The sequence below is a fragment of the Streptomyces sp. NBC_01217 genome (assembly GCF_035994185.1).
In the GTDB taxonomy this organism is placed as follows: domain Bacteria; phylum Actinomycetota; class Actinomycetes; order Streptomycetales; family Streptomycetaceae; genus Streptomyces.
Window position 1 is genome coordinate 6,826,141 of record NZ_CP108538.1, and the last position, 23,281, is coordinate 6,849,421.

Here is a 23,281-nt window from a genome sequence, read left to right on the forward strand (position 1 = left end):
AGGTCGCCGAAAAGGTTCGCGGCAGCGGCCTCCCGGTGTTCGATCTCGACCGGGCCGGACCGGGACAGCTGTCGCCGCTACGGTTCCGATCGGCAAGATCGATCAGTAGTACATGACTGAATCGATGTAGATTTTCGGGTCGTCTGGCAAGTCGCCTTCGTAGGAATCGCCCATGAGCACGGATTCTCTGCCCGTCTGACCTGGCGCTACTTTTTGGAATTCAAAGTTGTTGGCTTGCACCCAGTCCGTTCCGTTGCCGATGCTCACTGTGACTCTGATGTTGCGATTCGAGTCAGTGGTGTTGGTGGAGTTGCAGGCGACATTGATGCCGAGCGCGTTGCGAGTGGCCCGTATCTCCGTGTCGCCGAGTGTGACGACCTTCGTCTTCCCCAAGTAACTGATGACCGGAGACGGTTCAGGCTTGGCGTCAGGCGTTGTCCGAGTGCTCGGGACACGGCTCGGCGTGGCAGGAGCAGTGAACGAGGAATCAGGAAGGGAGCCTTCGCTGTTCGAGCAGCCGGTGATCAGTGTGGTAGCGAGCAGGGCTGCGCCCCAGAACGCGGGCCGCAGCGGGGTGGAGGCAGTCATTAGTTGCAGGCACCTACGGTGAGGTAGTTGTCGACTACCACCGTGCTGCCGACCTTCATGTAGGAGTATGCCTGGCCGCAGTAGCCCTTGTTCTGGTAGACGGGCCCGGCGTAGGAGCTGTATGTGCCGAAGTCCTCGACGTCAGGGGTGGAGGTGTAGTTGTCCTTCAGACGGATACCCATGTAATGCGCGACACCGGTGTCGTTAAAGAGCAGAGCGCAGATCGGCTTGTCGTTGTAACTGTCACCTGTCGTCTTGCCGTTGGTCCAGGTGTAGGCGGTGGCGTAGGTGCCGTAGCGGGCGGCACTGACAGAGATGGTGTAGCCAGATCCGCATGCGTTGGCAGCAGCCGCAGCAACCTCCGGGCTGGCCGCGATGATCTGCTTGGTTTCGTCTGTTGCCTGCTTGTCGACCTGAACGCCCTCAACGTCCATGGTCGCGATCGGCGTGTTGCCCTTCGCCTCGGTCAGGTCGGCCGCCGACGCAGCGGATGCAGGCATCGACGCAGCGAGCAGGACGGCACATATACCCACGAAACGCACAAGAATCTTCACAGCATCCCCTTGAAGTGACAGTTAGGTAGTCTCGGCGCGCAGAGAGTATCGCATCGAACGCGCATGCGGGCAGGTGTTTTGATCTTCATGGTTACTATCCGGCCATGGAGTTGATGACGTTGGTAACGACCGACCTGCCGTGGGTTGAGGAGGGCAACGAAGCCTGCACCTGGGAGTAATTGAGCGTTTTCAGAGTGGCCGCCGATGGGGGTGACGGTAGCGAGGCCGCAACGCACGAGGCACCTGTGCCGTTGAGGGAGATGTTCGAAGTCTCAACTCATCAGCGCAGGTGCCTCGTTGGTTCCCTATCCTGCCGCACTCGACCTTCCTCATGCGCTGGTCGAGTGGGTCACCATGCTCATCGTCACCCGCGAGGCTGACCGCCGCTGCAAACTTCCGCCGCACCAACGCGCGCTCGTCGCTCTGGTGTACCTGCGCAAGCACGACACCCTATCCCAGATCTCTGCCGGCTTCGGTATATCGGTCGGCACCGCCCATGGCTACACCACCGCGGTCATCGACCTCCTGGCCGCCCGGGCGCCGGGCCTGCTGAAGGTCCTCCGCGAGACCGACCCGGAGTACGTTCTGCTCGACGGGACGCTCGCAGAGTGCGACCGAGTGGGCGATGGCCGGGCCGACTACTCGCACAAGCACCGTCGCCACGGCGTGAACGTGCAGGTCGTGACCGATCCCGCCGGCCAGGTCCTGTGGATCTCTCCTGCCCAGCCCGGCCGGTGTCACGACCTGACCGCCGCCCGCACCCACCGGATCATCCGGATCTGTGAACGCCAGGGCGTCCCCGTCCTGGCCGACCGCGCCTATACGGGCGCCGGCCCCTGGGTCACCACCGAAGGAGAACGTTCGTCGTGGTCGACGTCACCGAGATCTACGTCCACTGGTACGCGGGCCGCTCGAAGAGCGAACTGGCCGCGTCACTGGGCGTGGACCGCAAGACGATCAGGAAGTACCTGACGCCGGCGGAAGCATCCGGGATCACTCCCGGAGGCCCGCCGATGAGCGAGGCCGACTGGGCGGGGCTGATCAAGGGCTGGTTCCCCGAGGTCAACAACTCCTGCTTGCGGCAGATCACGTGGCCGGACATCGACCAACACCGCGACTACATCGAAAGCCTGCTCGGAACAGTCACTGTTTCCACGATCCACCAGCGGCTGCGGGACGAACACAAGCTGGACGTGTCCATCTCCTCGCTCCGCCGCTGGGTGCACGCCACGCTGCCCGATCAGACGACAAGGTCCCAGGTCACGGTCCTGCGTGACGATGTTGAGCCGGACTCGGAGGCTCAGATCGACTACGGACACCTGGGGCAGTGGACCAATCCGCGGACGGGAAAACGTCACCGGATCTGGGCGTTCGTGATGGTCCTGCCCTGCTCACGGCACATGTTCGTCCGTCCCGTGCCCCACCTGCACCAGCACGCCTGGACCGAAGCGCATGTCGCAGCTTTCCGATACTTCGGCGGAGTCCCACGCAGGCTGGTGCCGGACCAGGGCGACTCTGCTGCGTAATTCGCGGGTCAGGCCGTGAGTCGGTAGGCGAGGCGTTCGAGGCGGCTTGAGCGGGTGTGGTGCTGGTCGTGGCCGGTCCAGTAGGCGTCGAGTCTGACGATGTTGAGCGCGGTGGCGGAGAAGGCATGCTGGAGACGGACTCTCGGGAGCCCGCGGTAGCGGGCCCGGCGGATGCCGGTGATGTCCAGGGCCTGGTTGATGGTGCCCTCGACTCCCGCGCGCAGGGCGTACTTCGTCTTCCAGGTCTCTGTCTTCTGCTCGGCCGGGCCCTGGCGTGGGCTTCTTCGGGTTCTCTGGGCCGCAGGGTGAGCATGCGGCGGCCCAGGGCTGAGCTGGTGCACTGCTCGCGGAAGGGGCAGGGGCGGCAGGTCAGGACGCTGAAGGTGATGACGATCGCGTCCGTGCCGTGCTGCTTGACCGGGTTCCAGTGGGCACTGGTCTTCCCGGCGGGGTAGCGGACCTGGCGGGCCCTCCAGTCGATGGCGAAGGCGCTCTTGTCGAAACCGGCGGCGTCCTTGGCCTGGGCGGAGCGGTTCAGCAGGACGGGGGTGACCATGTGGATGCCCTGGCCGGCGGCGGTGGTGATGAGGGCGGCCGAGGGATAGCCGGAGTCGAGGTAGTGCTCGGCGGGTTTCAGCCCGCGCTCGGCAAGACGTCGCTGAACGGGAGCGGTTGCCTTCACATCGGGCACGGTGGCATCGGTGGTGAACACGTCCGTGATCAGGTTCGGCCTCCTCCGGACACCGGCTTCGGCTTCGGAGGGAGTGTCGCAGCTCTCTGTGAGATGGACCTTGTAGCCCATCCAGAACAGGTCCTCGCCCTTGGCCGCCCAGCGTGCGTCGAGATCATAGGGCGAGGCGAGGCGGAGTTGGCCGGGCGGGACGCCCTCGTCGTCGGCGGCCTGCTTCACGATCACCTCCCGCCCCTTGGCGTCGGTGCGGAGGCAGTAGGTCTGCACGAGGACCTGCCGCAGCACCTGCACGGCCTCGATCTCGCGGATCCACCCCGGGGCCCCGGGCGCCCATGCCGCCCGGCACAACGCCAGCGCGTCCTGGCCGAAGACCTGCGCGAGCCGGTCACGCCTGGCCTGCGAGGACGGCATGCGCCAGCCGTCCACCCTGGGCCCGTACCGGTGGGCGAACTCCTCGACGCCCACGGCCCCGGCCAGCCAGGACGGCGCCGCGACCGCGAGCGCCTCCCGCGCGGCCCGCACGCTCTCCCCGGCCAGCTCCAGACGGTTCAAGTCCCGCACCGCGCTGATCACATGGGTGGAGTCCGTGCGCTGCCTGCCGCCGGCCGCGACCAGCCCCTCAGCCTTGCTGTGTTCCAGGAGCCGGTCGAAGAGCACGCGGTCCATGCCGTGCTCGGCCAGCCGGGCCCTGAACCGGCTCAGTACGCTGGCGTCGAACCCGGTGTCCGCCAACTCCATGCCCAGCGCGTACTTCCAGTCGATGGCCCGCACCGCCATCACCGCGGCCTGCCGGTCAGTCAGATTCTCGGCGAACTGCAGCACCGTGACCAGGCCCAACACCCCCGGCGACAGCCCCGGAGCACCCCTCACACCGAACGCCTCGGCGAACGGCTCGTCCGCGAAGACCTCCGCGAGCCGGTCCCGCACCCGCATCGCCAGACTCCCCTTCGGGAACGCCGACCGGGCCACCATCACGGTCTGCTCTGGGATCTCCGGCAGCCCTTTCGGCCGCATCGACATCCACACCACCCCCACGGCCGCACGACAGGACAACGACCGCACGAACGATCACCCCGCGCCCGCCACCACCCCCGCAGGGAATTGCGCAGCAGAGTCCAGGGCTAACGCAAAGTCGAATTTCCTAGAGAACTTGCAGGTCAATGGGTATGCCGAAGAGGTCGAGAGGTGCGGTGTGGGGGGTCAGCGCGTCCGCTGCGCGTCCGCTATGGAACTGTCCGTGGTACGGAGGTAGTTCATGGCCACGGATCTCAACGTCGAGGCGTTCTGCGGTCCGTGGCCGGTCCGGATCCGTGACGCGTCCTCGCGGAAGGTCACATCCCGCACGTAGTGGATCTTGTTGTACGAGTTGGCCAGGGGCGCGGTTCCGCCGTTTCCGGCGGGCGTTTGCCCTGGCCGACTCGTACAACAGGCTCCACTTCGTCCGCGACACCGCCTTCCGCGAGGGCGCCTCCAAGATCCGCACCGGCCACGGCCCAGAGAACATGGCCACCCTCCGCAGCTTCGCCATCAACCAACTCCGCGACGCCGGCCGCACCAACATCGCCGCCGGACTCCGCACCACAGCCCTCCGCCCCTACGAGCGGCCACTGGCCCTCCTCCGCCTCAACTGACCTGCGCCGACGCGCGATCAAAGGACTTTGCAATCGCCCTGGACTCTGCTGCTCAATTCCGTCAGGCGATGAGTCGGTAGCTGAGGTGTTGGAGTCTGCTGGTGCGGGGCTTGCGGAGGGGGTCGGTGGTCCACCAGGTGTCGAGGCGGATGATGTTGATCGCGGTGGCGGAGAAGGCGTGTTGGAGGGTGGTCTTCGGCAGGCCGCGGTAGCGGGCCCGGCGGATGCCGGTGATGTCGAGGGCCTGGTTGATGGTGCCCTCGATACCGGAACGGAGGGCGTACTTGGCTTTCCAGGACTTGGTCTTCTGCTCTGCGCGGGCCGCGACAGTGCGTTCGTGCAGTTCACGGGGGCGGAGGGTGAGCATGCGGGTGCCGCGGGCCGAAGCTGTGCACTGGGTGCGGGAGGGGCAGGGGCGGCAGTCGGCGCGGGCGAAGTCGACGACGATGGCGTCCTTGCCGTGCTGGGTGACCGGATACCAGCCCGCGCTGGTGGCGCCTTCGGGGCAGCGGACCTGGCGGCTCCTCCAGTCGATGGTGAAGGCGATCTTGTCGAATCCTTCGGCGGCCTTGGCCTGGGGTGAGTGGTCGGCCAGGAGCGGGGTGATCATGGTGATGCCCCGGCCGGCGGCTTCGGTGACGAGGTCGGCCGAGGGGTAGCCGGAGTCGAGGTAGTGCTCGGCCGGGGCCAACTGTCGGGCGGCCACGTTCTGCTGGATCGGCTCGGTGGCCATGACGTCGGGGACGGTGGACACGGTGGTGTGCACGTCGGTGACCAGCCGCAGCACACCGGCTTCGGCTTCGGGGAGGGTGTCGCAGCTCTCGGTGAGGTGGACCTTGTAGCCGCACCAGAAGACATCGTCGCCCTTGGCTGACCAGCGGGCGTCGGAATCGTAGGGGGATGCCAGGCGGAGATGGCCGGGCGGGACGCCCTCGTCGTCGGCGTCCCGCTTCTTGACCACCTCCCGTCCCCGGGCGTCGGTGCGGACGGTGTAGGTCTGCACCAGGACCTGTCGGAGCAGGGCGACGGCCTCGATCTCACGGATCCACACGGGCGCGTCGTCGGACCAGGCCGCCCGGCATAAGACCAGCGCGTCCTGCCCGAAGACCTCCGCCAGTCGGTCCCGCCTGGTCTTCGACGACGGCATGGTCCAGCCGTCCACGCGCGGCCCGTAGCGTTCGGCCGCCTCGACGACGTCCATCACCGAGGCCAGCCAGGACGGTGCGGCCACCGCGAGGGCTTCCAGCGCGGCCCGCACACTCTCCCCGGCCAGTTCGGTGCGGTTCAGGTCACGGACCGCGCTGATCACGTGGGTGGAATCGGTGCGCTGCTTGCCGCCGGACCTGACCAGCCCCATCTCGCGGCAGTGCTCGACAAGCCGGTCGAACACGACCCGTTCCATGCCGTGCTCGACCAGCCGGGAGCGGAACTTGGCCAGCACACTGGCGTCGAAGCCGGTGTCGGTGAGCTCGGCCCCCAGTGCGTACTTCCAGTCGATCGCGCGGACCGCCATCGCCGCGGCCTGCCGGTCGGTCAGGTTCTCCGCGAACTGCAACACCGTGACCAGCGACAACAGCCCCGGCGACAGACCCGGGGCACCACGCACTCCGAACGCGCCCGTGAACGGCCCGTCCGCGAAGACCTCCGCCAGACGGTCCCGCACCCGTATCGCCAGACTGCCCTTCGGGAACGCCGCCCGGGCCACCACCGCCGTCAGCTCCGGGATCTCCGGGAGACCCACCGGCCGCATCGACACCCGCACCACCCCCCGCGACCTGGAGACAGAGAGAAGGCCGCACAAGAGATCATTACCGACCAGCAGTCACCCGCGCAGGGAATTGAGCAGCAGAGTCGCCCTGCCTGCCACTCTCCGCCGATTGACCGGCGACGGACCAGCGCCGGCGCGCAGGGCCTCGGCGCGAAGCGGGTATGACCGTTTTCTGATCATGGAATGTCCAGGATTCGCAGTGGCCGGGTGGCGTCGCGGGCGTTTTGCCTGAGGGCGGCGGCGATGCCGTGGCGGCCGGCGAGGCGGAGGGCTCCGATGGCGAGGTTGCGCCAGGTGGCCATGGCGCGGGGCGCGTTGCCCGTCCGAAGCTGTGAGGCGTCCTCGGCGAAGGTGGTGTCTCTGACGTGGTGCAGGAGGTTGTACGAGTCGGCCAGGGGCGCGTTTCCGTCGTTTCTGGCGGGCGTTTCCCCTGGCCGCTCGTCCGAACCCGGCGTGCCAGTTACCCGGCACCGGGCTCTCCACGAGTCCCTCAGGTGGTGGTGTGGGCTGGTCGTGCGGACCACGGGGTGGGGATGGTGTTGCCCCGGTAGCGGTATCGCCGGATGGGTACCTTCGCGGGGTTGAACAGTTCCACGCCGTCGGCGGTGAAGCCCCACCGGTTGTGGGGGCTGCCGTAGGTGCGGGTGACCCATCTCCAGTGCCGGCGCCGGTGGCGTCGGCGGAGCCACTTCCACACACGGTGCCACAGGTAGTGTTCCAGCTCACTGAAAGTGATCTTGGATGCGCCGTGGCGGAAGTAGGTGGTCCAGCCCCGGAGTCTCTGCCCCAGGAGGGTGAAGACTGTGCCGGGGTCCATGTTCATTGTCTGCCGTCCGGTCAGTTCCTTGACCCGGGACCTGACCGACGTGACGGCCTTGTCGCTGGGATAGGTGTAGACCATGCGACGGTTCGAGCCCCGCTGGGTGTGGCGCTGGATGTGCCAGCCCAGGAAGTCGAAACCCTCGTCGATATGGACGGTTCGGGTCTTGTCCTCGGCCAGACGCAGCCCGATGGTGGCGGCAACGCCTGTGACTTCGTCGCGGAGTGCTTCAGCGTGCTCCCGGGTGCCGAACACCATAACGGCGAGGTCGTCGGCGTACCGGACCAGCCGGTAAGTCGCTCCCCCTTCGCGGCGGTGGCGGCGCCGGTGCCATTCCTTGGAAAGGCTTCGTCGCTTCGCGTCGAAGTGCTCGTCGATCACGCCCAGGGCGATGTTCGCGAGCAACGGGGACAGGATCCCGCCTTGCGGCGTCCCCGACACGGTCTCCCGCAGGGTGTCCTCCCCGGTCAGGATCCCTGCGTGCAGGAAGGACTTGACCAGCCGTAGGACTCGCCTGTCGCCGATACGCTGACGCACCCGGTCCATGAGGGCCGTGTGGTCGATCTCGTCGAAGCAGGCGGCGATGTCGGTCTCGAACACCCACACATAGCCCGAGCGGGCGTGGTGGATGATGTCCTCGATCGCGTCCTGTGCTCGCCTGCCGGGCCTGAACCCGTAACTGGACGAGCTGAATCCGGGCTCGAAGATCGGTTCGAGCACCAGTTTCAGGCTGGCCTGCACCACGCGGTCTCGCGCGGTCGGGATGCCCAGACGGCGCATCTTCCCGTTGGATTTCGGGATCATGCGTTCGGCCACGGGCAGGGGGACGAACGTCCGCGCCTTCAGGTCCGCGCGGATCTGGTCGAGGAACCCGAGCACACCGTGCTCGGACGCCTCGATCCCGGGAGCGGTCCAGCCGTCGATCCCGGCTGTCCGCGCTCCTTTGTTCGTCCTGGCCCGGCGCCATGCTTCGAGCAGGAACGCCGGGTCTGCCACAAGGTTGAACAGATCGTCGAACACGCGGCCAGGGTCGGCCACCGCCCGATCGTGCAGCTTGGACTGAATCCGCAGTACCCGCGAGGCCACCGCATACGCGGCGGCCTCGGGAACGCCGGGGTTCCCCGGCGTATCTCCCGCCATTTCCTCTCCTCATCTACGTGACTCGCTGCGGTCCTTCCCCATGCGGACGGCGTTACCGTCCTCGGAGTACTACGACCGCTCCGCCCCACACAGGGCCCGACAGCGGACAGCGCGCCTGCCACCCATCCCCCGGCTGGGGAGCGGGGAGGGCAGACCCTGCATGGTTCCCATGTTCACTTTGTCCCGGTTCTCACGGGAGGGACCCGGCTATACCCCGGCGGTCTTCGTCACGCCCGCAGACACACGTGACGACCTGTCCACCGCAGCCGGTTGCCGCGAAGGACGGAAGCCTGCTTGTCGAAACAGCCCGGCTCGCACCGCACTCCCGCCCCATATCCACCAGGTTTGAGAGCGGTTCTGGCTAACGAGGCGTCAAGCACCGGTTCCTCTCGTATCCCTTCGTGAGTCGCTGGCCGGGCCCGCACGGTCTGGTAGTACCCGCACGACCCGACGGTGTCAGGGCCGCTTGCCACCGCCACACCCACGCTTCCTACGGCATGACGGCTGCCCTCTGCTTCACCCGGCTGCTGCGACAGCCAGGCGCCGGGGGTCTCTCACCCCCGTCCGGAAACAAAGCGCCTCATGGCGCACTTCGACCGACCAGTGCCCACGGATCAAGGAGGCGAGCTGGGCGGGGGTGGCCTGTTCGGCAGTCAGGCTGGTGACCGCGTGCACCGTCTTGATGCTGATCTTCCCGGTCTTGCGGTTCACCCGGCGGCGCTTGAGCTCGATGGCCTGGGCAGCCCCGGGAAAGAGCAGTCCGGCGACGGTGCAGACCTTGAGCCGCCGGATCTCGCCTCGGCCGTGCCCCTTCTCGGTGGTGCGGTTCTGCAGCGGAATCTGCTTCCAGGGAAGGGACTTCATCTGCTTGCGGAGCTTCTTCTGGTTGCCCTTGACGATCACGATGTAGTGGGCTTCCCGGCTGATCAGGTACTCGGCGTGTTCGCGCTGAGTGTGCATTGCGTCGCTGGTCACGACCGCTCCAACCAGCTCGATGCCGTCGAGCAGGGGCTGGAAGCAGGTGATCTCGTTCGTCTTGGTCTCGACGTCGACCTGCCCCAGGACGACAGCGGTCGTGTGGTCGACGGCCGCCAACAGGTGGATCTTCCGGCCGTGCGCGCGGGCGGCACCGCGAAGGGACTTGCCGTCTACCGCGATCGCTCGCAGCATCGTCCCGCCGGCCTGCGGACGCCGCGCGGCCAGCCAGCAGCCGACGGCATGGTCCAATACATCGCCGTCGATCAGGGTCAGCACTCGGCGGATCGTGGTCTCGCATGGCGCCTGGTGACGGCCTGTGAACGGATCACGGCGGGCACCGAGCCGGGCGAGCACCGGCTGAGGGGCGTCGGCGGCTCACTCGCTGATCGCCAGCAGCGAGGTCGCACCGGTCAGCACAGCGGCGGCGCAGAGGGCGAGCACTCCGACCAGCGGATGCAGCCGGCCCCGTGGATCACGAGGATCGGGCACCGTCGCGAGGCAGGCCAGCAGGCCGGGACACTCCTGGAGCAGCAGAGGCGAGACCGGGGTGAGCTGGTCACGTGCGGCGGGCGTGGGGGATGATTCAGCAGCGGCAGGCACGGTCTTCCAGCAAGATCATGGGACGTAGACACTCACATGATCGCTGGTGACCGTGCCTGCCGTATGTCGTCACCCACCCCACCAGAACGGCCACTTCGGACGAACCCGATCAAGGTGTCTTCACGCCGAGGCCCTGCGCCGGCGCGCCGTATCTTTCGGCCAAATCTCGTAACAAGCTCTGAGCCAGAGGTCCGACTTCCCGGGGTTCCGCACCCCCGTGGCGCCACAAACGCACAACTGACAAGTGGTACGTCTGCACCTCAATCGCCGCTCCGAGGGGCAGCGATTACCCCCGCGTTTCGCCGTGTAAACACCCTCTGACGCACATCCTCTTATGGCCGCACACCACCTTTGACGTGCACTGCGGCGACATGTCCAACTTCGACATCCGCACAGGTGGGGGGCGCAATAACTCCACATACCCCAAGCACGTTCACATAGGCTGCGCCTGCCTCTCCGACGCCCGGAGCGGCACAGATGCAAAAGAACGAACACGGCCATCCGGGCCGCGATCGTTCGGCACGAAGAAGAGAACGTCTGGGGTGATGTGTGTGCATGGCATACGTAGATGGGGGCCGACGACGGCAGCACTGGCGCTGCTGGCGGGGGTCTTTCAGGGAATCCAAGCGTCCCCGGCGGCAGCAGAATTCGACTGCTTTCGAGCCACATGTTCGGGAAAAGACCCCATCGAGATGGGGTGTGACGAGGACGCCGAGATTCTTCAGCAGGTGACCACGGCGGACGAGTCGGTCTCGGTGCGGCTTCTATGGTCGCCGATGTGTCAGGGAGTATGGGCAAAAGTCTCACGCGATCTCGACGCATCGCCCGACAATGTGTACCTGACACTGTGGACGACACGCGATCCCGACGGCGGCGTCCAGGCCGGCGACACTGCGGGCCGTCTCGGCGACGGTGTGGCAGGCGCCTACACCAAGATGCAGAACTGGAAGAAGACGACGGCGAAGGCGTGCTGGAACGACGTCAATGCCACGTTCGACCCCGAACCGACGAGGTACGTCATCCAGGACCCCAACAAATCCAATGACTGGCCGGTCGATGCGAGCCTCACGGTCATGCACGGCAGATGCACGGACTGGATGTAAGGAGCATCATGCGAAAAAGACGTCTCATACGCTATTTGTCCATGAACCCGCTGGTCATCATGAGCGTGGTGGCGGCATCCGCCGCGCTGGTTCCGATGGCTTCCGCAGATACCACACCGGCCCCTGCCGCTACGGAGAGCACATCCCGCCTGTTCTCCGCGCCCAGCAAGGACCTGGGGGCGGACTACACCTCTTCGGCGGACGAGATCGTGCGGGCCACCGGCGACGCCGAGGGTCTGCACATCCTCGCGGCGCGGGAGAGCGACGGGTTCTCCTTCTACGAGATCGCCCGTCTCAAGCGTAAGGAACTGTCCGACGTCGGCCCGTGGACGGGCTACGTCTGCACCACGGGTTCAGGGAACTACGCGGCGGCGGTCTACGCACCGTCGGTCTGGTCCAACAAGGCCGGTGCCTACGCGAGCGGCGCTTTCGCCGCGGTGATCCGTCTTTCCGACGGCAAGGTCACCGAGGTTCCCGACCGGGTGCAGTTGGCCTACTTCACGCCGGGCTGTGGCGCGGGCGACGAGGTGGCGTTCACCTCCAGTTCGGCCACGGACGCGTCGGTCGGCTCGACAACGGTGATCTCGGTCGACGCGGCCACCGGATCGGTGTCCTCCCGCCGCACCGTCGACGGCTACCTGACGCACGTCACGCCCACGCAGAAGGGCACCGTCGGCGTCCTCGCCGGCAACCTCGTCGACTTGAAGGACAACGGGAAGACGAAGCTGTCCGCCCGCAAGCTCTCCAAGGTACCCGGCCCGATGTTCGCGCTGGCCGCCTCGAAGAACGGCGCCGTGGACGTCGGCACGGTCGAGGGCGGGAGCAGCGTCATCTCCCGCTTCGACGGCAAGGCCTTCACCGAGCTGGGCCGGGCTCCGAAGGGCAAGGTGAAGCTCCTCCCCGTGGCCAATGGCGACGTGGTCGTCGGTGACGTGAAGGGAATCGACACCGGCAAGGCCCCGGGACTCGCCAAGCACGCGGTGGACGGCCGTGTGGCCGGGATCTCGCGTCTCGGTCACCTGGTGACCCACTCGGTGTTCTCCGAGCAGATGAAGGGCATAGCCGAGGGCGTCGGCTCGTCCCAGGCCAAGGGCGCCGGAACGCTGACCGTCAAGGCGACCGCTCTGAAGACGGGTGCGAAGGCCACCAAGCTCGTGGACGCCGACCGCAAGCGGCCGAAGTCGGACGCGTCGCTGCCGATGGGCCCGACCGCGTTCGCCATGTCCGATGACGACGATCCTCCCAACTGCGGTGAGGGCGGGCCGGAAACCCAGTGCCTGTCCGGGGCAGGTGCGGCCGTCCACGGCAAGATCGAGAGGATGGAGACCCCCTGCATCGTCAAGCGCAACGACCCCAAGCGTCAGGCTCTCCAGGCCAGCGCCAACCAGGTCGAGTGGGCTGTCGATCAGGCTGTTCACGGCAAGCTGACGATCTCGCGTCCGGCGGACTGGCACGACACCGGCCTTGGCGCCTACACCCCGCAGGGTCTGTTCCCCAAGCCGGAGCTGACCGGCGGAGGCGAGATTCCCGCGCAGGTCATGCTGGGCATCCTCGCCCAGGAGTCCAACTTCAAGCAGGCGTCCTGGCACTCCATGAACGGTGACTCGGGCAACGTCACCAGGTCCGACTGGCTCGGGAACGGGAACGGCATCCACGGCTATCCCGACGCGACCGCGTCCGACTGCGGCTACGGCATCGCCCAGGTCACAACCGGAATGGACGCGGCGTACCCCGATCCGCTGGACACCCTGCACGCGGGCGCCGTCACCACGGACTACGCGGCGAACATCGCAGCGGGTCTGCGCATCCTGGGCGAGAAGTGGAACCAGCTCAAGGACCTGGGCATGAATGCCAACAGTGGCAGCCCGGCCTACATCGAGAACTGGTACATGGCGCTGTGGGGCTACAACTCCGGCGTATACACCGTCGGTACCAACGCCGGCCTGGGTTTCTTCAACAACCCGATCAACCCGAGCTACCCGGCGGACCGGGAGGCGTTCCTGCGTTACGACTATAACGACGCCTCCCGCCCCGGCGAGTGGAACTACCCGGAGAAGATCCTCGGCTGGGCGGAAGTCCCGCAGCTGACCTGGAACAGCGAAGAGTCCTACGTCAGACCCGACATGCCGTTGAGCGACCTCACGACTCCCCCGTACGGCCTGTTCTGCGACGCGTCCAATGCGTGCGACCCGGCCGCGGCGGACCCGTGCCCGAGCTGGAACAATCTGTGCTACTGGGGCAAGAGCGTGGAATGGATAGGCTCGCAGAGCACCAGCAACTCCAGCACCGAGAATCTCCGCTACTCGCTCGGCTCGTCGGAACCCGAGCTCCAGAGCAAGTACGACCACGGGCCGTGCATCGACCATCCGAGCGTCTATACCGATGCCATCATCATCGATGATCTCGGAGAGCACGAGGACACCTACGGTTGCGGCGACTTCGAGGGGGCCTGGGACGGCAAGTTCACCCTCCAGGTCGGTGACAACTTCACCATGCAAAGGGATGACAGCTCCTACCGCGCAACCCCCTACATCGCCAACATCGACCTGCACCAGCTCGGCGCCGGGTACGACCACCACGTGTACTTCACGCACAGCTACGACTACGGGGAGATCTTCCACAAGGTCACCGGCCGGTGGCAGATCAACCCGAAGCTGCTTCCTTCCGGAGACCAGCCCGGCAATCGCTACAAGGTCTATGTCCACCTGCCCAGCCATGGCGCCGAAGCGGCCATCGGGTACGACTTCATCCCGGGCGAGAACTCGGCCGGCGCCAAGCCCGACCACTGCAGCATCAACCAGGGAACACGCAGTGCGGGCCAGGAAACCTGGTTCGAGATGGGCACCTTCACCTTCTGGAAGGGTGGCCGGATCGAGCTGGACAACATCCAGAAGGGCGCAACCGGAGACGACAACGTGGTGTTCGACGCGGTCGCCTTCGCTCCGGCCCTCTACGCCGACCCCGGCGTGTGCAGTCTCAACGACGGTGGCCTGTGATGCGCACCGCCCTCCGCGTTCCCGTCGTGCTGATGGCTGTCGTCATCGGCGCGGCGGGAGCCGCCTCCTGTAGCCGGAGCACCCCCGAAACGACGGCGTCCGAGCATCCGAAGGCCGCAGCGCCCAAGGCTGAGTCCGAGCCGTCCGGAACGCCGACTGCGCCGCCTGCCACCGAGCTGCCGAAGCACGCGGTAGCAGGCGACGAGCGGCCCAGCCTCGCCGCGGGGAGCACGATGGCCGCCGGATACACCGGGAAGGACTTTCTCGCCCGGCTCGCGAAGGACTGGAAGCTGAAGCTGGACAAGCCCGTCGATCAGGAAATGCCCGACGGGAAGAAGAGAACGTACATCCACGGGCGCGGCGGAAGCGGAATGACGGTTTCGGCCGGATTCGCCGACCACGAAAACATGTCGTCTCTTTTGTGCAGGACCAGCCCGAATCAGTCCGACGACCTTGGCCTCCTCGCGGCCTGCACCAAGCTGGACGTGGCGGGAATCGACCACGGCAAGGCGTCTTCATGGCTCGAACAGGCCAAGAAGGAAACCGACTCCTTGTATAAGAAGAAGGTTGCCGAGACCAAGAACAAGAAGGAGTACGTCGTCAGCGGAGTATTCACCTCGGGGCCCGTGTTGATGGTTCTGCACCGGACATACGAAAGGTACTCGCTGCGAATCCTCGGAGTCGCGGCGGCATAGCAAGCGAACGATCGGACGCGAAGGGCCTTGCCGACGAGGCAGATTCTCGGGGTCCTCGCAACACCTGATGGCTTACGTGGTCGTCAGTAGATCACGCAGACGCTCGGCTGGAGTTTTCCAGCCGAGCGTTTTGCGTGGGCGGCCGTTGAGTTGCTGAGCGACGTGTTCGAGGTCTTCGGGGCTGTGCACGGACAGGTCGGTGCCCTTGGGGAAGTACTGCCGTAGCAGGCCGTTGGTGTTCTCGTTCGATCCGCGCTGCCAGGGTGAGTGCGGGTCGCAGAAGTAGACCGGAACACCGGTGGACACGGTGAACTGCTTGTGCGCGGCCATCTCGCAGCCCTGGTCCCAGGTCAGCGAGCCGCGCAGGTGCTCGGGAAGGGTCTGGATCAGGGGCACCAGCACGTCACGGACTTCCTCGGCGGTGTGCCCGCCGGGCAGGTGGCCGAGCATGACATAGCGGGTGGAGCGCTCGACCAGGGTGACGATCGCGCTCTCGTTGCGGGTGCCGACGATCAGGTCGCCTTCCCAGTGGCCGGGAACCGCCCGGTCTGCGACCTCGGGCGGCCGCTCGGAGATCATCACCATCTCGTCGACGAACCGGCGCGTTCGCTGGTCCGGGCTGCGGTGCGGCTTGCGGCGGGTGCGCCCGGTGCGCAGCGCTGCCGCGACTTCACGGCGCAGTCCGCCACGGGCCTGCACGTAGATCGCCTGGTAGATCGTCTCCGGACTCACGCGCATGCTCTCGTCGTCGGGGAACTCGGTGACCAGAGCGTGACAGATCTGCTCAGGTGACCACTGCTGCTGCAGCTTGTGGGCGACGTAATCACGCAGCGGACCGTCCGTAGCGAGCTTGGACGCCTTGGGCCTCGGACGGCTCTTCGCCCACGCCCGCTGTGCCCGGTGCGGCTGATAGACGCCCTCGACCGAATGGGCGTCGATCTCCCGCTTGACCGTGGAGGCCGGTCGGCTCAGCGCTCGCCCGATCGCCCGCAGCGATTGACCCTCACGACGCAAGTCAGCGATCAACTCCCGCTCCGCCACCGTCAGGAACCGGTGGTGCAGCTCGGCCTCGACCGCCGCAACGGACGGCTCCCGCGATGCGGCACTGGTGGTTGTCACACCGGTCTTGTAATCGAACCGGCGCCCGTCCGGGTGCAGGCGCGCGCCGTTGCTCTTCCTGATACCACGGTCCCAGTCCCGCGCAGTGCGTTCATGGACCCCGACCAGTGCCGCGGCCTCCCGCTGCCGGACCCCGGACGCGCGAAGCCTGTCGTACTCCACTCGCCCCGGATGCCCGGCCGCGCCCGGCTTCCCACGCCCACGCACGCCGGCTTTCCGCGCCCACCCGGCCGCCGTGTGACGGCTCACCCCGACCACCCGAGCAGCCCCCGCGACACTGCCGTTCTCCCGGTCCAGCGCCTCGAAGAACCTCACCTTCAAGCCCTCAAAATCCACGATCCCCGCAACTCCCTGAAGACCAGGGTGTTGCGGGGATCGCTAGAACCCGCCCGACGGCAGGGCCCTTCGCCCCGCAAGCAAGTACTACAGCCGGAGATCTTGAGGATCAGTGATCGGTGAGATGGGTCTGTAAAGTTAACGGCTGATCTTGGTTGTTGAGGTGTCAGTGGTTGGTGGGGGTGAGGCGGCCCTCGAAGGCGATTTGGAAGGCGTTCAGTGGTGCCTTCCAGCGCATGGTCCAGCGTCGTCGCCCCTGGCCAGTGGGGTCCAGGCTCATCAGCGCCATATACACGCACTTGAGAGCGGCGGGCTCGTTCGGGAAGTGCCCGCGGGCCCGGACGGCCTTGCGTATGCGGGCGTTGACGCTCTCGATCGCGTTCGTGGAGCAGATCACCTTGCGGATCTCGACGTCGAAGGACAAGAAGGGGACGAATTCGGCCCAGGCGTCGGACCACAGCTTGATCACGGCTGGGTATTTGGTGCCCCAGGTTTCGGAGAACTCCAGGAACCGCTCGGTGGCGGCGGCCTCGCTGGGCGCGGTGTAGACGGGCTTGAGGGCCTTGGCCATCTTGTCCCAGTCCTGCCGGGCGGCATAGCGGAAGCTGTTGCGCAGCAAGTGGATCACGCAGGTCTGCACAATGGTGCGAGGCCAGACGGTTTCCACCGCGTCGGGCAAGCCCTTGAGCCCGTCGCAGACCAGCATCAGGCAGTCGTCCAGGCCGCGGTTCTTCAGTTCGGTGAAAATCTGCAGCCAGAACTTGGCGCCCTCGCCGCCGTCGCCGGCCCGGATTCCGAGGATGTCGCGGGTGCCCTCGACGGTCACGGCCATGACGACGTAGATCGGCCGGTTCGCCACCTTGCCGTCACGGATCTTGGTTCTGTCGACGATCTTGTGATCCGGACGGTTGAGCGGTTCGTGCCGACCGTTCGCAATCATGCATCGCGTGCTCTCGTGATGTGCTTTTGGAGCTGTTTCCTTACCTGTCCGCGTTGCTCATCGAGGAGGTCGAGCGACGGCCGGACAAGGTGGTGTTGAGGACGCGGGTGCGGGCGGCGAGCGGGTCCTGTCGGTGCGGTCAGAGCTCCGCTCGGGTGCACGGCCGGTACGTACGCAAGCTGCGTGACGTCGCCGTGGGCGGGCTCGGCGTGGTGATCGAGTTACGCATACGGCGGTTCCGCTGCGAGAACACTGCTTGCACGACCCACCACGTTGAGTGTGTCGCGATCCTTGAGCCTGCTGAGAAGGGCGCCTGACCTGCGGTTTTGTGGCGCGTATTGGTCGTCCGACCTGTTTCCCTTCCTGCACCACGTGGAGTGCGTGGCGATCCTTGAGCCGGTCGGGAAGGGCGCCTGACCTGCTGTTTCTTGTGTGCGCATTATGTGCGGTGTGGGCGTTACGGGCGATATCTTGACGCTGAAATGACGCTCGTGACGCTCATTTGACGCTCGTTCTGATGGGGCGTCACCTGACTGATCGTGCAGGTCACGTTGGCTGGGAGGCGTGCTGCCGTGGGCTGGTTTTGCGGGACTTGAAGAAGATTCCGCCGGGTTACGGCGCCCGCCGCTGGTTGCGGTGGCAGGCGCGCTGCTGCCGTACTTCGGCGGGCCGGACGTGTGGCGGAGCGGGCGTCAGTAGGTGGGGCCGAAGGGGCTCCAGCGCCCGAGGAAGGGCTTCAGGTCGTCGGGGCGTGGCTCGGGAATGTCGGGCAGCCGGGGCGGTGTGTTCAGTGGGTCGAGGCGCTCCACGCGGGCTGCTGCCCAGTTGATCCAGGCTTCTGCTTCGGTCCGGGTCTGGCCTGGGGGCATGGCCTCGACTCGGGTGCGTACGGCGTTCACATACTCCGTCAGTCGGGCGGCGTGGCGCCATGTCACTTCCTGCGCCTCGAAGTGCCTGACGCGGTACGCCTCGGCGTACCGGATTCGGGCTTCTTCCATGGCGGCTTCCCAGCGGATGCGCTTCTGGCCTGCCACTTCTATCTCGTCCAGGCGTCTGCGTTCGGCGGCTTCGCCGCGGAGGGTGAACTCCTGGGCGATTTCGGCGAGCTGGTCTTCCAGGGGATGGTCGGGGGTATCGGACCATTCGCTGGCCCGATGCGGTTGGCCGCCGCTGAGGACGAAGCGGAGACGCTCGGACGGGGCGTAGTCGAAGCGGGGGATCCTGACCCAGGAGTCCTTCTTGGCCGCGGTGAGTTCCTTCTCGGTGGCGACGTGCTCGGTCCGGTCTTGCTCCTGGAGGACAAGGAACCCCACAGTCTGGCCCTGCGCGGTGATGGTGAAGTGGGGAGATGCCCTACGACGGCGATGAGACGGGGGCGCGAAGCCGGTCTGTCCTGCCGAGCTGGAATGCCCTTCGGCCTCGGCAGCGGTGATCAGCGCCTGGACTAGCCGGAGGGCACGTCCTTGGACGGGCTTCGTGAGGCCCAGTGGCTGTTGTTCGTTCTGCATGGCCCGGACCACGGTGTGCGGCCGCGTGAGCCGGGAGGGAATGGGGACGGGTTCGAGGACGGCGAGGCGCCAGGCGGGGATGTCGACGAGCTTGATCTCGTACCCGCCCTGGCACCAGCCCCCGTACAACTCCTTCGTCTCCGGGACCTTTCCGGACCTGCGTGCCGCGGCGATGCGGGATGGCCACTTTTCCAAGTCCGGACCGCTGCCGCTCTTGACGATTCTGCCGCCGGCCTCCGCGAGCTCTTGCAGCAGCTGCTCCGTGAACGTCATTCGAGGCTGTGATGGAGTGCTTGGCCTCCGCCCGGCGGCCGGAGTTTCCTGCGCTTGGGTGGACTGGGGTCGTGGAGCGGCGGCCTGGGTCTTCGGCGGGCGTGACCCGCGGGGAGGGTACGTGCCGTGCGCCAGGTAGTGCTGGCCAGCACTCGTCAGGGTGACGCTCCACTGCCCGGCCTTCCGGGAAACCGTGACCAAGCCCCGGTTCTGCAGTGCCTGACAGGTGCTCTTGTAGGAGTTGGTCTCCCAAACGCCGGCAGGGCACCCGTCTTGCACCCATTGCAGCACCGAGAGTTGCCGCTCATTGACCTGCCGTTCCAATGGTCCGCCTTCGACTCAAGGTTGACGTACGACGGCGGCATGTTGTCAGTTCCGTTCGTCAGCGATGGGTGGTTCGAAAAAACTTGCTCGAACGAGGGGGGTGATGTGGACCATTTCTATGTCCGCGCGGGCGGCGTCTTCACCGTTGTCGTCAACGTCAACTCGGCCTTCGCGACCTGCTGGCGAGTCAGTCCAATGGCTTCGGTCGGGATCTTCAGCCACTGAACTTCGCGCGCAAGCGTTCGTTCTCCTTCTCCAGCGTCTTAACGCGTCGTTCGAGTTCGGCTCGTGTCGGCTTCTTCGGGGGCGGCGGAGGTGTGGGGACCGTGGGTTCCGGTGGCTCGCCGCGCAGTCCGATGGGTTCGAAAGCCACGATCGTTTGCCAGGCACCTCCGCACTCAGGGCATTGCTTGCTGGACCCTCCAGCATCGATGGGGTCGGTGTACGTGTAATGCGCCTCCGTCTCGATGATGTGGCCGCAGTACAGCCGGACACGCCACCGCATGATCTCGTGGTCGGCCTTCTTGAAGGACTGCATCAGCTTCGCGACGTTCTCGAACGCCTGGCGGCGGCGCTCTGCCATCGCCGGGTCCGCCCGGCATCTGGCATTGTCCTCTTCGACCTGTCGTCGAATCGATACGCTGCTCTCCTCGCTCTGCTTCTGACGGCGGTGGTCCCTACGGGTGAGTTCGTACTCCTCCAACGGAACCCCACTGCTCCGGTATTCGACTTCGCACATGACGGTCAGCGTAGAAGCAGCGCCTACGCGGCCGTGGGGAAGAACGGTCTTGGTCAACCAGCTTGCGGATTCCGCCCATGAGAGACCGACGGGGTGCGTGTCGCGCACGCTCCGAGGCCAGCCGCGTGAGCTCGCGTGGTGCGGCGGCGATGGCCGCTCTGAGGCAAGCCATGGGATACCACCGACGAGCAACCGACGGTCCCGGTCAAGCCGCCGCCAGGCACACCCCCAACACTGCCGCCCATCCACTCGAACGAAACAAGAGCAGACAGATTCCCGCCAGTCAGCCAGTTTTGATCAATCAGTGGCTCGCCACCAACGCTGTTGGGCAGTATGCCGTCCTGGGGCATTGTCGGTTGAAGGACCGGAGGGGGAACATGGCGATCAGAGTGTTGCCGGTGTCTGCGGAGCAGTCGGAGCTGCTGGACGCGATCATCGCTTTGGGCGACCGGTACACGAAGTACCTGGGGCTGCTGACGCCGCCTGCCTACCGTAAGCACGCCGAGGACGACGGCCTGCTGGTGGCCCTGGATGGCGAGGAGGTGGTCGGTTACGCGCTCTTCGGGCTGCCCAAGCGGAGTCTGCATGTGAGGCTGGCTCACTTGTGCGTGGCAGAGGAACACCGAGGCAAGGGTGTCGCTCGTGAGCTGATCGAGGCGATCCGCGCGCGGCACGCTCATAGGCTCGGTATCCGTGCGAAGTGCCGGCGCGACTACGGGCTCAGCAGCATGTGGACGGCGCTGGGCTTTGTCCCCAGGGGAGAGAGCCTGGGGCGGGGCAAAGACAAGGAAACGCTGGACACCTGGTGGCTCGATCTGGGGCACGAGGACCTGTTCACCGAGGCCCAGAGCGATGCGCTGCTGGTGGTGACCGTGGACCACGGTGTGTTCGCCGGGCTGCGCGGTACGGGGACGGAACGCGCTGTTGAGGAGTCGCGTGCTCTCGAAGCGGGATGGCTCGCCGACCTGATCGAGCTTGCCTTCACTCCGCAGCTTCTGCACGACGTGCGTGAAGTAGAGGAACGTGAGGCGCGCACCCATCAGCGGGCGGGCCTTGCCGAGCTGCGGTCCCTGTCTCCCGACAGTGCTGCCGTTGCCGTCCGCTTGGAGGAGCTGGTCGCGGCAACGGGGAAGGAGATGCCTGGTGTTCCTCTCGATGGCCGGCAACGTGCCCGCTTGCGCTACGTGGCCGAGACGTCGTGTGCCGGGCTCCAGGTACTGGTGACGCGTGATTCTGCACTGGCGGCTCTGGCAGATATCGCCTTGGACATCGCAGGGGTCAAGGTCGTCTCCCCGGCGGTGGTCACGCTGCATGTGGACGAACTGCGCCAGGCCCAGGTGTACCGTCCAGCTGATCTCATGGGCACTACCTTCTCCGCCGAGGAGATTGCGCCGGGCGGTGAAAGAGAGTTGGTCGCCTTCTTCGAGCAGGCCGAAGGCGACCGTGGAACGGCCTTCGCGGAACGGCTGAAGAGTCTCGCCGATGACGGGGTGGTGTGGCGCAGAGAGCTGCTCCGGGACGGAGAGGGGCATCCGGTAGCCCTCTACGTCTGGGCCCTGGACGGCCGCACGCTAAACGTCGCGTTCCTCCGCACGGCATCGCACCGGCTGGAGGAGACTCTTGCACGGCAACTGCTGTTCATGCTCAAGCGGCTCGGCCGAGAGCGAGGGGCGCAGGCGATCCGCATCACCGATCCGTTTCTGTCGCCGGCAGCGATGTCGGCGGCCGGTGCCGACGGCTTCACCGAGGACGAGAGCGGCTTCACCGTACTGCTGGTCGACGTCTGCGGACCTGCCGAGGCCGTCTCGCGGAAGGTTGCGGAGATCGCAGGACGCATGAGACGGTCGGCGCCTCGGCTGGATGAGCGCGTGTCGCCGGAGGTCGCGAGCATGGCCGAGCGGGTGTGGTGGCCGGCCAAACTGATCGACACGGCCCTGCTCTCCTTCATCGCGCCCATCAAGCCGCGATGGTCTACGGAGCTCTTCGACGTTCCGGCCATGCTCGTTCCCCGGGACGACGTCCTGGGCATCAGTCGCGAGCACGTCTACTACCGTTCGTCCGGTCGCCGGGGAGAGAGCGTTCCCGCCAGAATCCTGTGGTACGTCAGTGAGGGGGCTTCCGGGCAGCAGGGCAAGATGGTCATCGGCTGCTCGCGCCTCGACGAGGTGGTCATCGACGACCCCGACACCCTCTTCTCGCGATTCGAACACCTGGGCGTATATGGTCATGCCGAAGTGCGTGACGCAGCCGACGGGTCGGGGAAGGCCATGGCGTTGAGATTTTCGGACACGGAGATCTTTCCCGTACAAGTGACGCATGCACGAATGACCGCGTTGGCCAAGGGGCTGGGACTACGGTGGGTACCGCCGATGCAGCTGTCGAAGATCAGCAACACGCTGTTCCAGGCCATGTATGAAGAGGGGCACCGAAAGACGTGAGTGATCCGGAGCGCGCGATGCTGCTGTCCGTCCACCCTCGGTTTGCCACAGCGATTCTGGCTGGGACCAAGACGGTCGAGGTTCGCCGGCAGCGCGTCGCCGCATCACCGGGAACTCCTGTGCTCCTGTACGCGACCGCGCCCACGATGGCCATTGTGGGCATGGCACGGATCTCTTCCGTGCAGGTGGCCTCGCCGCGGGAAGTCTGGTCGGCCAACCGCGCGAGCGCTGGGATCAGTCGGCGTGAGTACGACGAGTACATGAGTGGAGCGACCCAGGCCAGCGGTCTGTCACTCGAAGAACCGATCACCTTCGAGGCCCCGGTACCGCTGGCCGCGCTGCGAGCCTCGGGATCGTTCCATCCACCCCAGAGCTACCGGTACTTGACCGGTGAAGACCTCCGGAAGGTCGCTGAGGCGGCACCAGTGACCGGGGCGGCCCTTCAAGGCGCATTGAACGACCTGACACTGGCCTAGAAGGGGCTGTCCGGCCGGAGGCTGGGGAGCCCCTCGTG

19 protein-coding genes and 3 pseudogenes are annotated in these 23,281 nt (G+C 66.3%); 9 read left to right on the forward strand and 13 right to left on the reverse strand.

Annotated features, from left to right (window positions below):
* Positions 1-102: 102 nt before the first annotated feature.
* Entirely contained in the window at positions 103-588 is a 486-nt protein-coding gene (locus OG507_RS30505) for a hypothetical protein (RefSeq protein WP_327370332.1), read from the reverse strand.
* The gene (locus OG507_RS30510) at positions 588-1,142 is read right to left on the reverse strand and encodes a hypothetical protein (RefSeq protein ID WP_327370333.1); all 555 of its coding nucleotides are present in this window, start codon (positions 1,140-1,142) and stop codon (positions 588-590) included. The genes OG507_RS30505 and OG507_RS30510 overlap by 1 nt, the downstream gene beginning before the upstream one ends.
* A gap of 297 nt (positions 1,143-1,439) precedes the next feature.
* Here OG507_RS30510 and OG507_RS30515 point away from each other — a divergent pair.
* Both OG507_RS30515 and OG507_RS40510 read left to right on the forward strand, forming a co-directional pair.
* Positions 1,440-1,998: pseudogene (locus OG507_RS30515) on the forward strand (transposase family protein); the annotation flags it as partial.
* A 10-nt stretch (positions 1,999-2,008) separates the two neighbouring features.
* On the forward strand, positions 2,009-2,668 hold the full coding sequence (locus OG507_RS40510) for a hypothetical protein (protein ID WP_442811043.1): 660 nt from the start codon (positions 2,009-2,011) through the stop codon (positions 2,666-2,668).
* An 8-nt stretch (positions 2,669-2,676) separates the two neighbouring features.
* Here the strand turns inward: OG507_RS40510 and OG507_RS30525 are convergent.
* Positions 2,677-4,379: pseudogene (locus OG507_RS30525) on the reverse strand (IS1182 family transposase).
* 180 nt (positions 4,380-4,559) lie between these two features.
* The gene (locus tag OG507_RS30530; protein ID WP_327370334.1) at positions 4,560-4,703 is read right to left on the reverse strand and encodes a hypothetical protein; all 144 of its coding nucleotides are present in this window, start codon (positions 4,701-4,703) and stop codon (positions 4,560-4,562) included.
* A 158-nt stretch (positions 4,704-4,861) separates the two neighbouring features.
* On the opposite strand from OG507_RS30530, the gene OG507_RS30535 reads away from it, so the two are divergent.
* Positions 4,862-4,990, forward strand: coding sequence for a hypothetical protein (locus tag OG507_RS30535; protein WP_327370335.1), 129 nt, complete (start codon positions 4,862-4,864; stop codon positions 4,988-4,990).
* A gap of 61 nt (positions 4,991-5,051) precedes the next feature.
* Here OG507_RS30535 and OG507_RS30540 read toward each other — a convergent pair whose 3' ends face one another.
* The 5 genes from OG507_RS30540 to OG507_RS30560 all read right to left on the reverse strand — a co-directional run bounded on the left by OG507_RS30540 (position 5,052) and on the right by OG507_RS30560 (position 10,296).
* Positions 5,052-6,740 (reverse strand): IS1182 family transposase, encoded by a 1,689-nt coding sequence (locus OG507_RS30540; protein ID WP_327370336.1) that lies wholly within the window; start codon positions 6,738-6,740, stop codon positions 5,052-5,054.
* A 194-nt stretch (positions 6,741-6,934) separates the two neighbouring features.
* Positions 6,935-7,282, reverse strand: a complete 348-nt coding sequence (locus OG507_RS40515) for a hypothetical protein (protein WP_442811135.1) — start codon at positions 7,280-7,282, stop codon at positions 6,935-6,937.
* The gene (gene ltrA / locus OG507_RS30550) at positions 7,249-8,718 is read right to left on the reverse strand and encodes a group II intron reverse transcriptase/maturase (RefSeq protein WP_327370337.1); all 1,470 of its coding nucleotides are present in this window, start codon (positions 8,716-8,718) and stop codon (positions 7,249-7,251) included. Before ltrA ends, OG507_RS40515 begins: the two co-directional genes overlap by 34 nt.
* A 516-nt stretch (positions 8,719-9,234) precedes the next feature.
* The gene (locus tag OG507_RS30555; RefSeq protein WP_327370338.1) at positions 9,235-10,050 is read right to left on the reverse strand and encodes an ISAs1 family transposase; all 816 of its coding nucleotides are present in this window, start codon (positions 10,048-10,050) and stop codon (positions 9,235-9,237) included.
* 21 nt (positions 10,051-10,071) lie between these two features.
* Positions 10,072-10,296, reverse strand: a complete 225-nt coding sequence (locus OG507_RS30560; RefSeq protein ID WP_327370339.1) for a transposase family protein — start codon at positions 10,294-10,296, stop codon at positions 10,072-10,074.
* Positions 10,297-10,847: 551 nt separating this feature from the next.
* Between OG507_RS30560 and OG507_RS30565 the strand changes: the two genes are divergently transcribed.
* From OG507_RS30565 to OG507_RS30575, 3 genes are read left to right on the forward strand one after another with little or no spacing between them, the layout of a single operon-like run.
* Positions 10,848-11,399, forward strand: a complete 552-nt coding sequence (locus tag OG507_RS30565) for a DUF2690 domain-containing protein (protein ID WP_327370340.1) — start codon at positions 10,848-10,850, stop codon at positions 11,397-11,399.
* 41 nt (positions 11,400-11,440) lie between these two features.
* Positions 11,441-14,395, forward strand: a complete 2,955-nt coding sequence (locus OG507_RS30570; protein ID WP_327370341.1) for a hypothetical protein — start codon at positions 11,441-11,443, stop codon at positions 14,393-14,395.
* A gap of 32 nt (positions 14,396-14,427) precedes the next feature.
* Positions 14,428-15,090, forward strand: a complete 663-nt coding sequence (locus OG507_RS30575) for a hypothetical protein (RefSeq protein ID WP_327370342.1) — start codon at positions 14,428-14,430, stop codon at positions 15,088-15,090.
* A gap of 72 nt (positions 15,091-15,162) precedes the next feature.
* On the opposite strand, the gene OG507_RS30580 is transcribed toward OG507_RS30575, so the two are convergent.
* Together OG507_RS30580 and OG507_RS30585 are read right to left on the reverse strand one after the other, a co-directional pair.
* On the reverse strand, positions 15,163-16,371 hold the full coding sequence (locus OG507_RS30580; RefSeq protein ID WP_442811119.1) for an IS30 family transposase: 1,209 nt from the start codon (positions 16,369-16,371) through the stop codon (positions 15,163-15,165).
* Positions 16,372-16,711: 340 nt separating this feature from the next.
* Positions 16,712-17,422: pseudogene (locus OG507_RS30585) on the reverse strand (IS256 family transposase); the annotation flags it as partial.
* A 170-nt stretch (positions 17,423-17,592) separates the two neighbouring features.
* Between OG507_RS30585 and OG507_RS30590 the strand changes: the two are divergent.
* On the forward strand, positions 17,593-17,802 hold the full coding sequence (locus tag OG507_RS30590; RefSeq protein WP_327372160.1) for a transposase family protein: 210 nt from the start codon (positions 17,593-17,595) through the stop codon (positions 17,800-17,802).
* Positions 17,803-18,177: 375 nt separating this feature from the next.
* On the opposite strand, the gene OG507_RS30595 is transcribed toward OG507_RS30590, so the two are convergent.
* Both OG507_RS30595 and OG507_RS30600 read right to left on the reverse strand, forming a co-directional pair.
* The gene (locus OG507_RS30595; protein WP_319739511.1) at positions 18,178-19,266 is read right to left on the reverse strand and encodes a hypothetical protein; all 1,089 of its coding nucleotides are present in this window, start codon (positions 19,264-19,266) and stop codon (positions 18,178-18,180) included.
* 538 nt (positions 19,267-19,804) lie between these two features.
* A complete protein-coding gene (locus OG507_RS30600; RefSeq protein ID WP_327370343.1) occupies positions 19,805-20,329 on the reverse strand; it encodes a hypothetical protein in 525 nt (174 codons plus the stop codon).
* A gap of 377 nt (positions 20,330-20,706) precedes the next feature.
* Here OG507_RS30600 and OG507_RS30605 point away from each other — a divergent pair, with 377 nt between their 5' ends.
* Together OG507_RS30605 and OG507_RS30610 are read left to right on the forward strand one after the other, a co-directional pair.
* The gene (locus OG507_RS30605; protein WP_327370344.1) at positions 20,707-22,767 is read left to right on the forward strand and encodes a GNAT family N-acetyltransferase; all 2,061 of its coding nucleotides are present in this window, start codon (positions 20,707-20,709) and stop codon (positions 22,765-22,767) included.
* Positions 22,764-23,243, forward strand: coding sequence for an ASCH domain-containing protein (locus OG507_RS30610; protein WP_327370345.1), 480 nt, complete (start codon positions 22,764-22,766; stop codon positions 23,241-23,243). The genes OG507_RS30605 and OG507_RS30610 overlap by 4 nt, the downstream gene beginning before the upstream one ends.
* Positions 23,244-23,281: the final 38 nt, after the last annotated feature.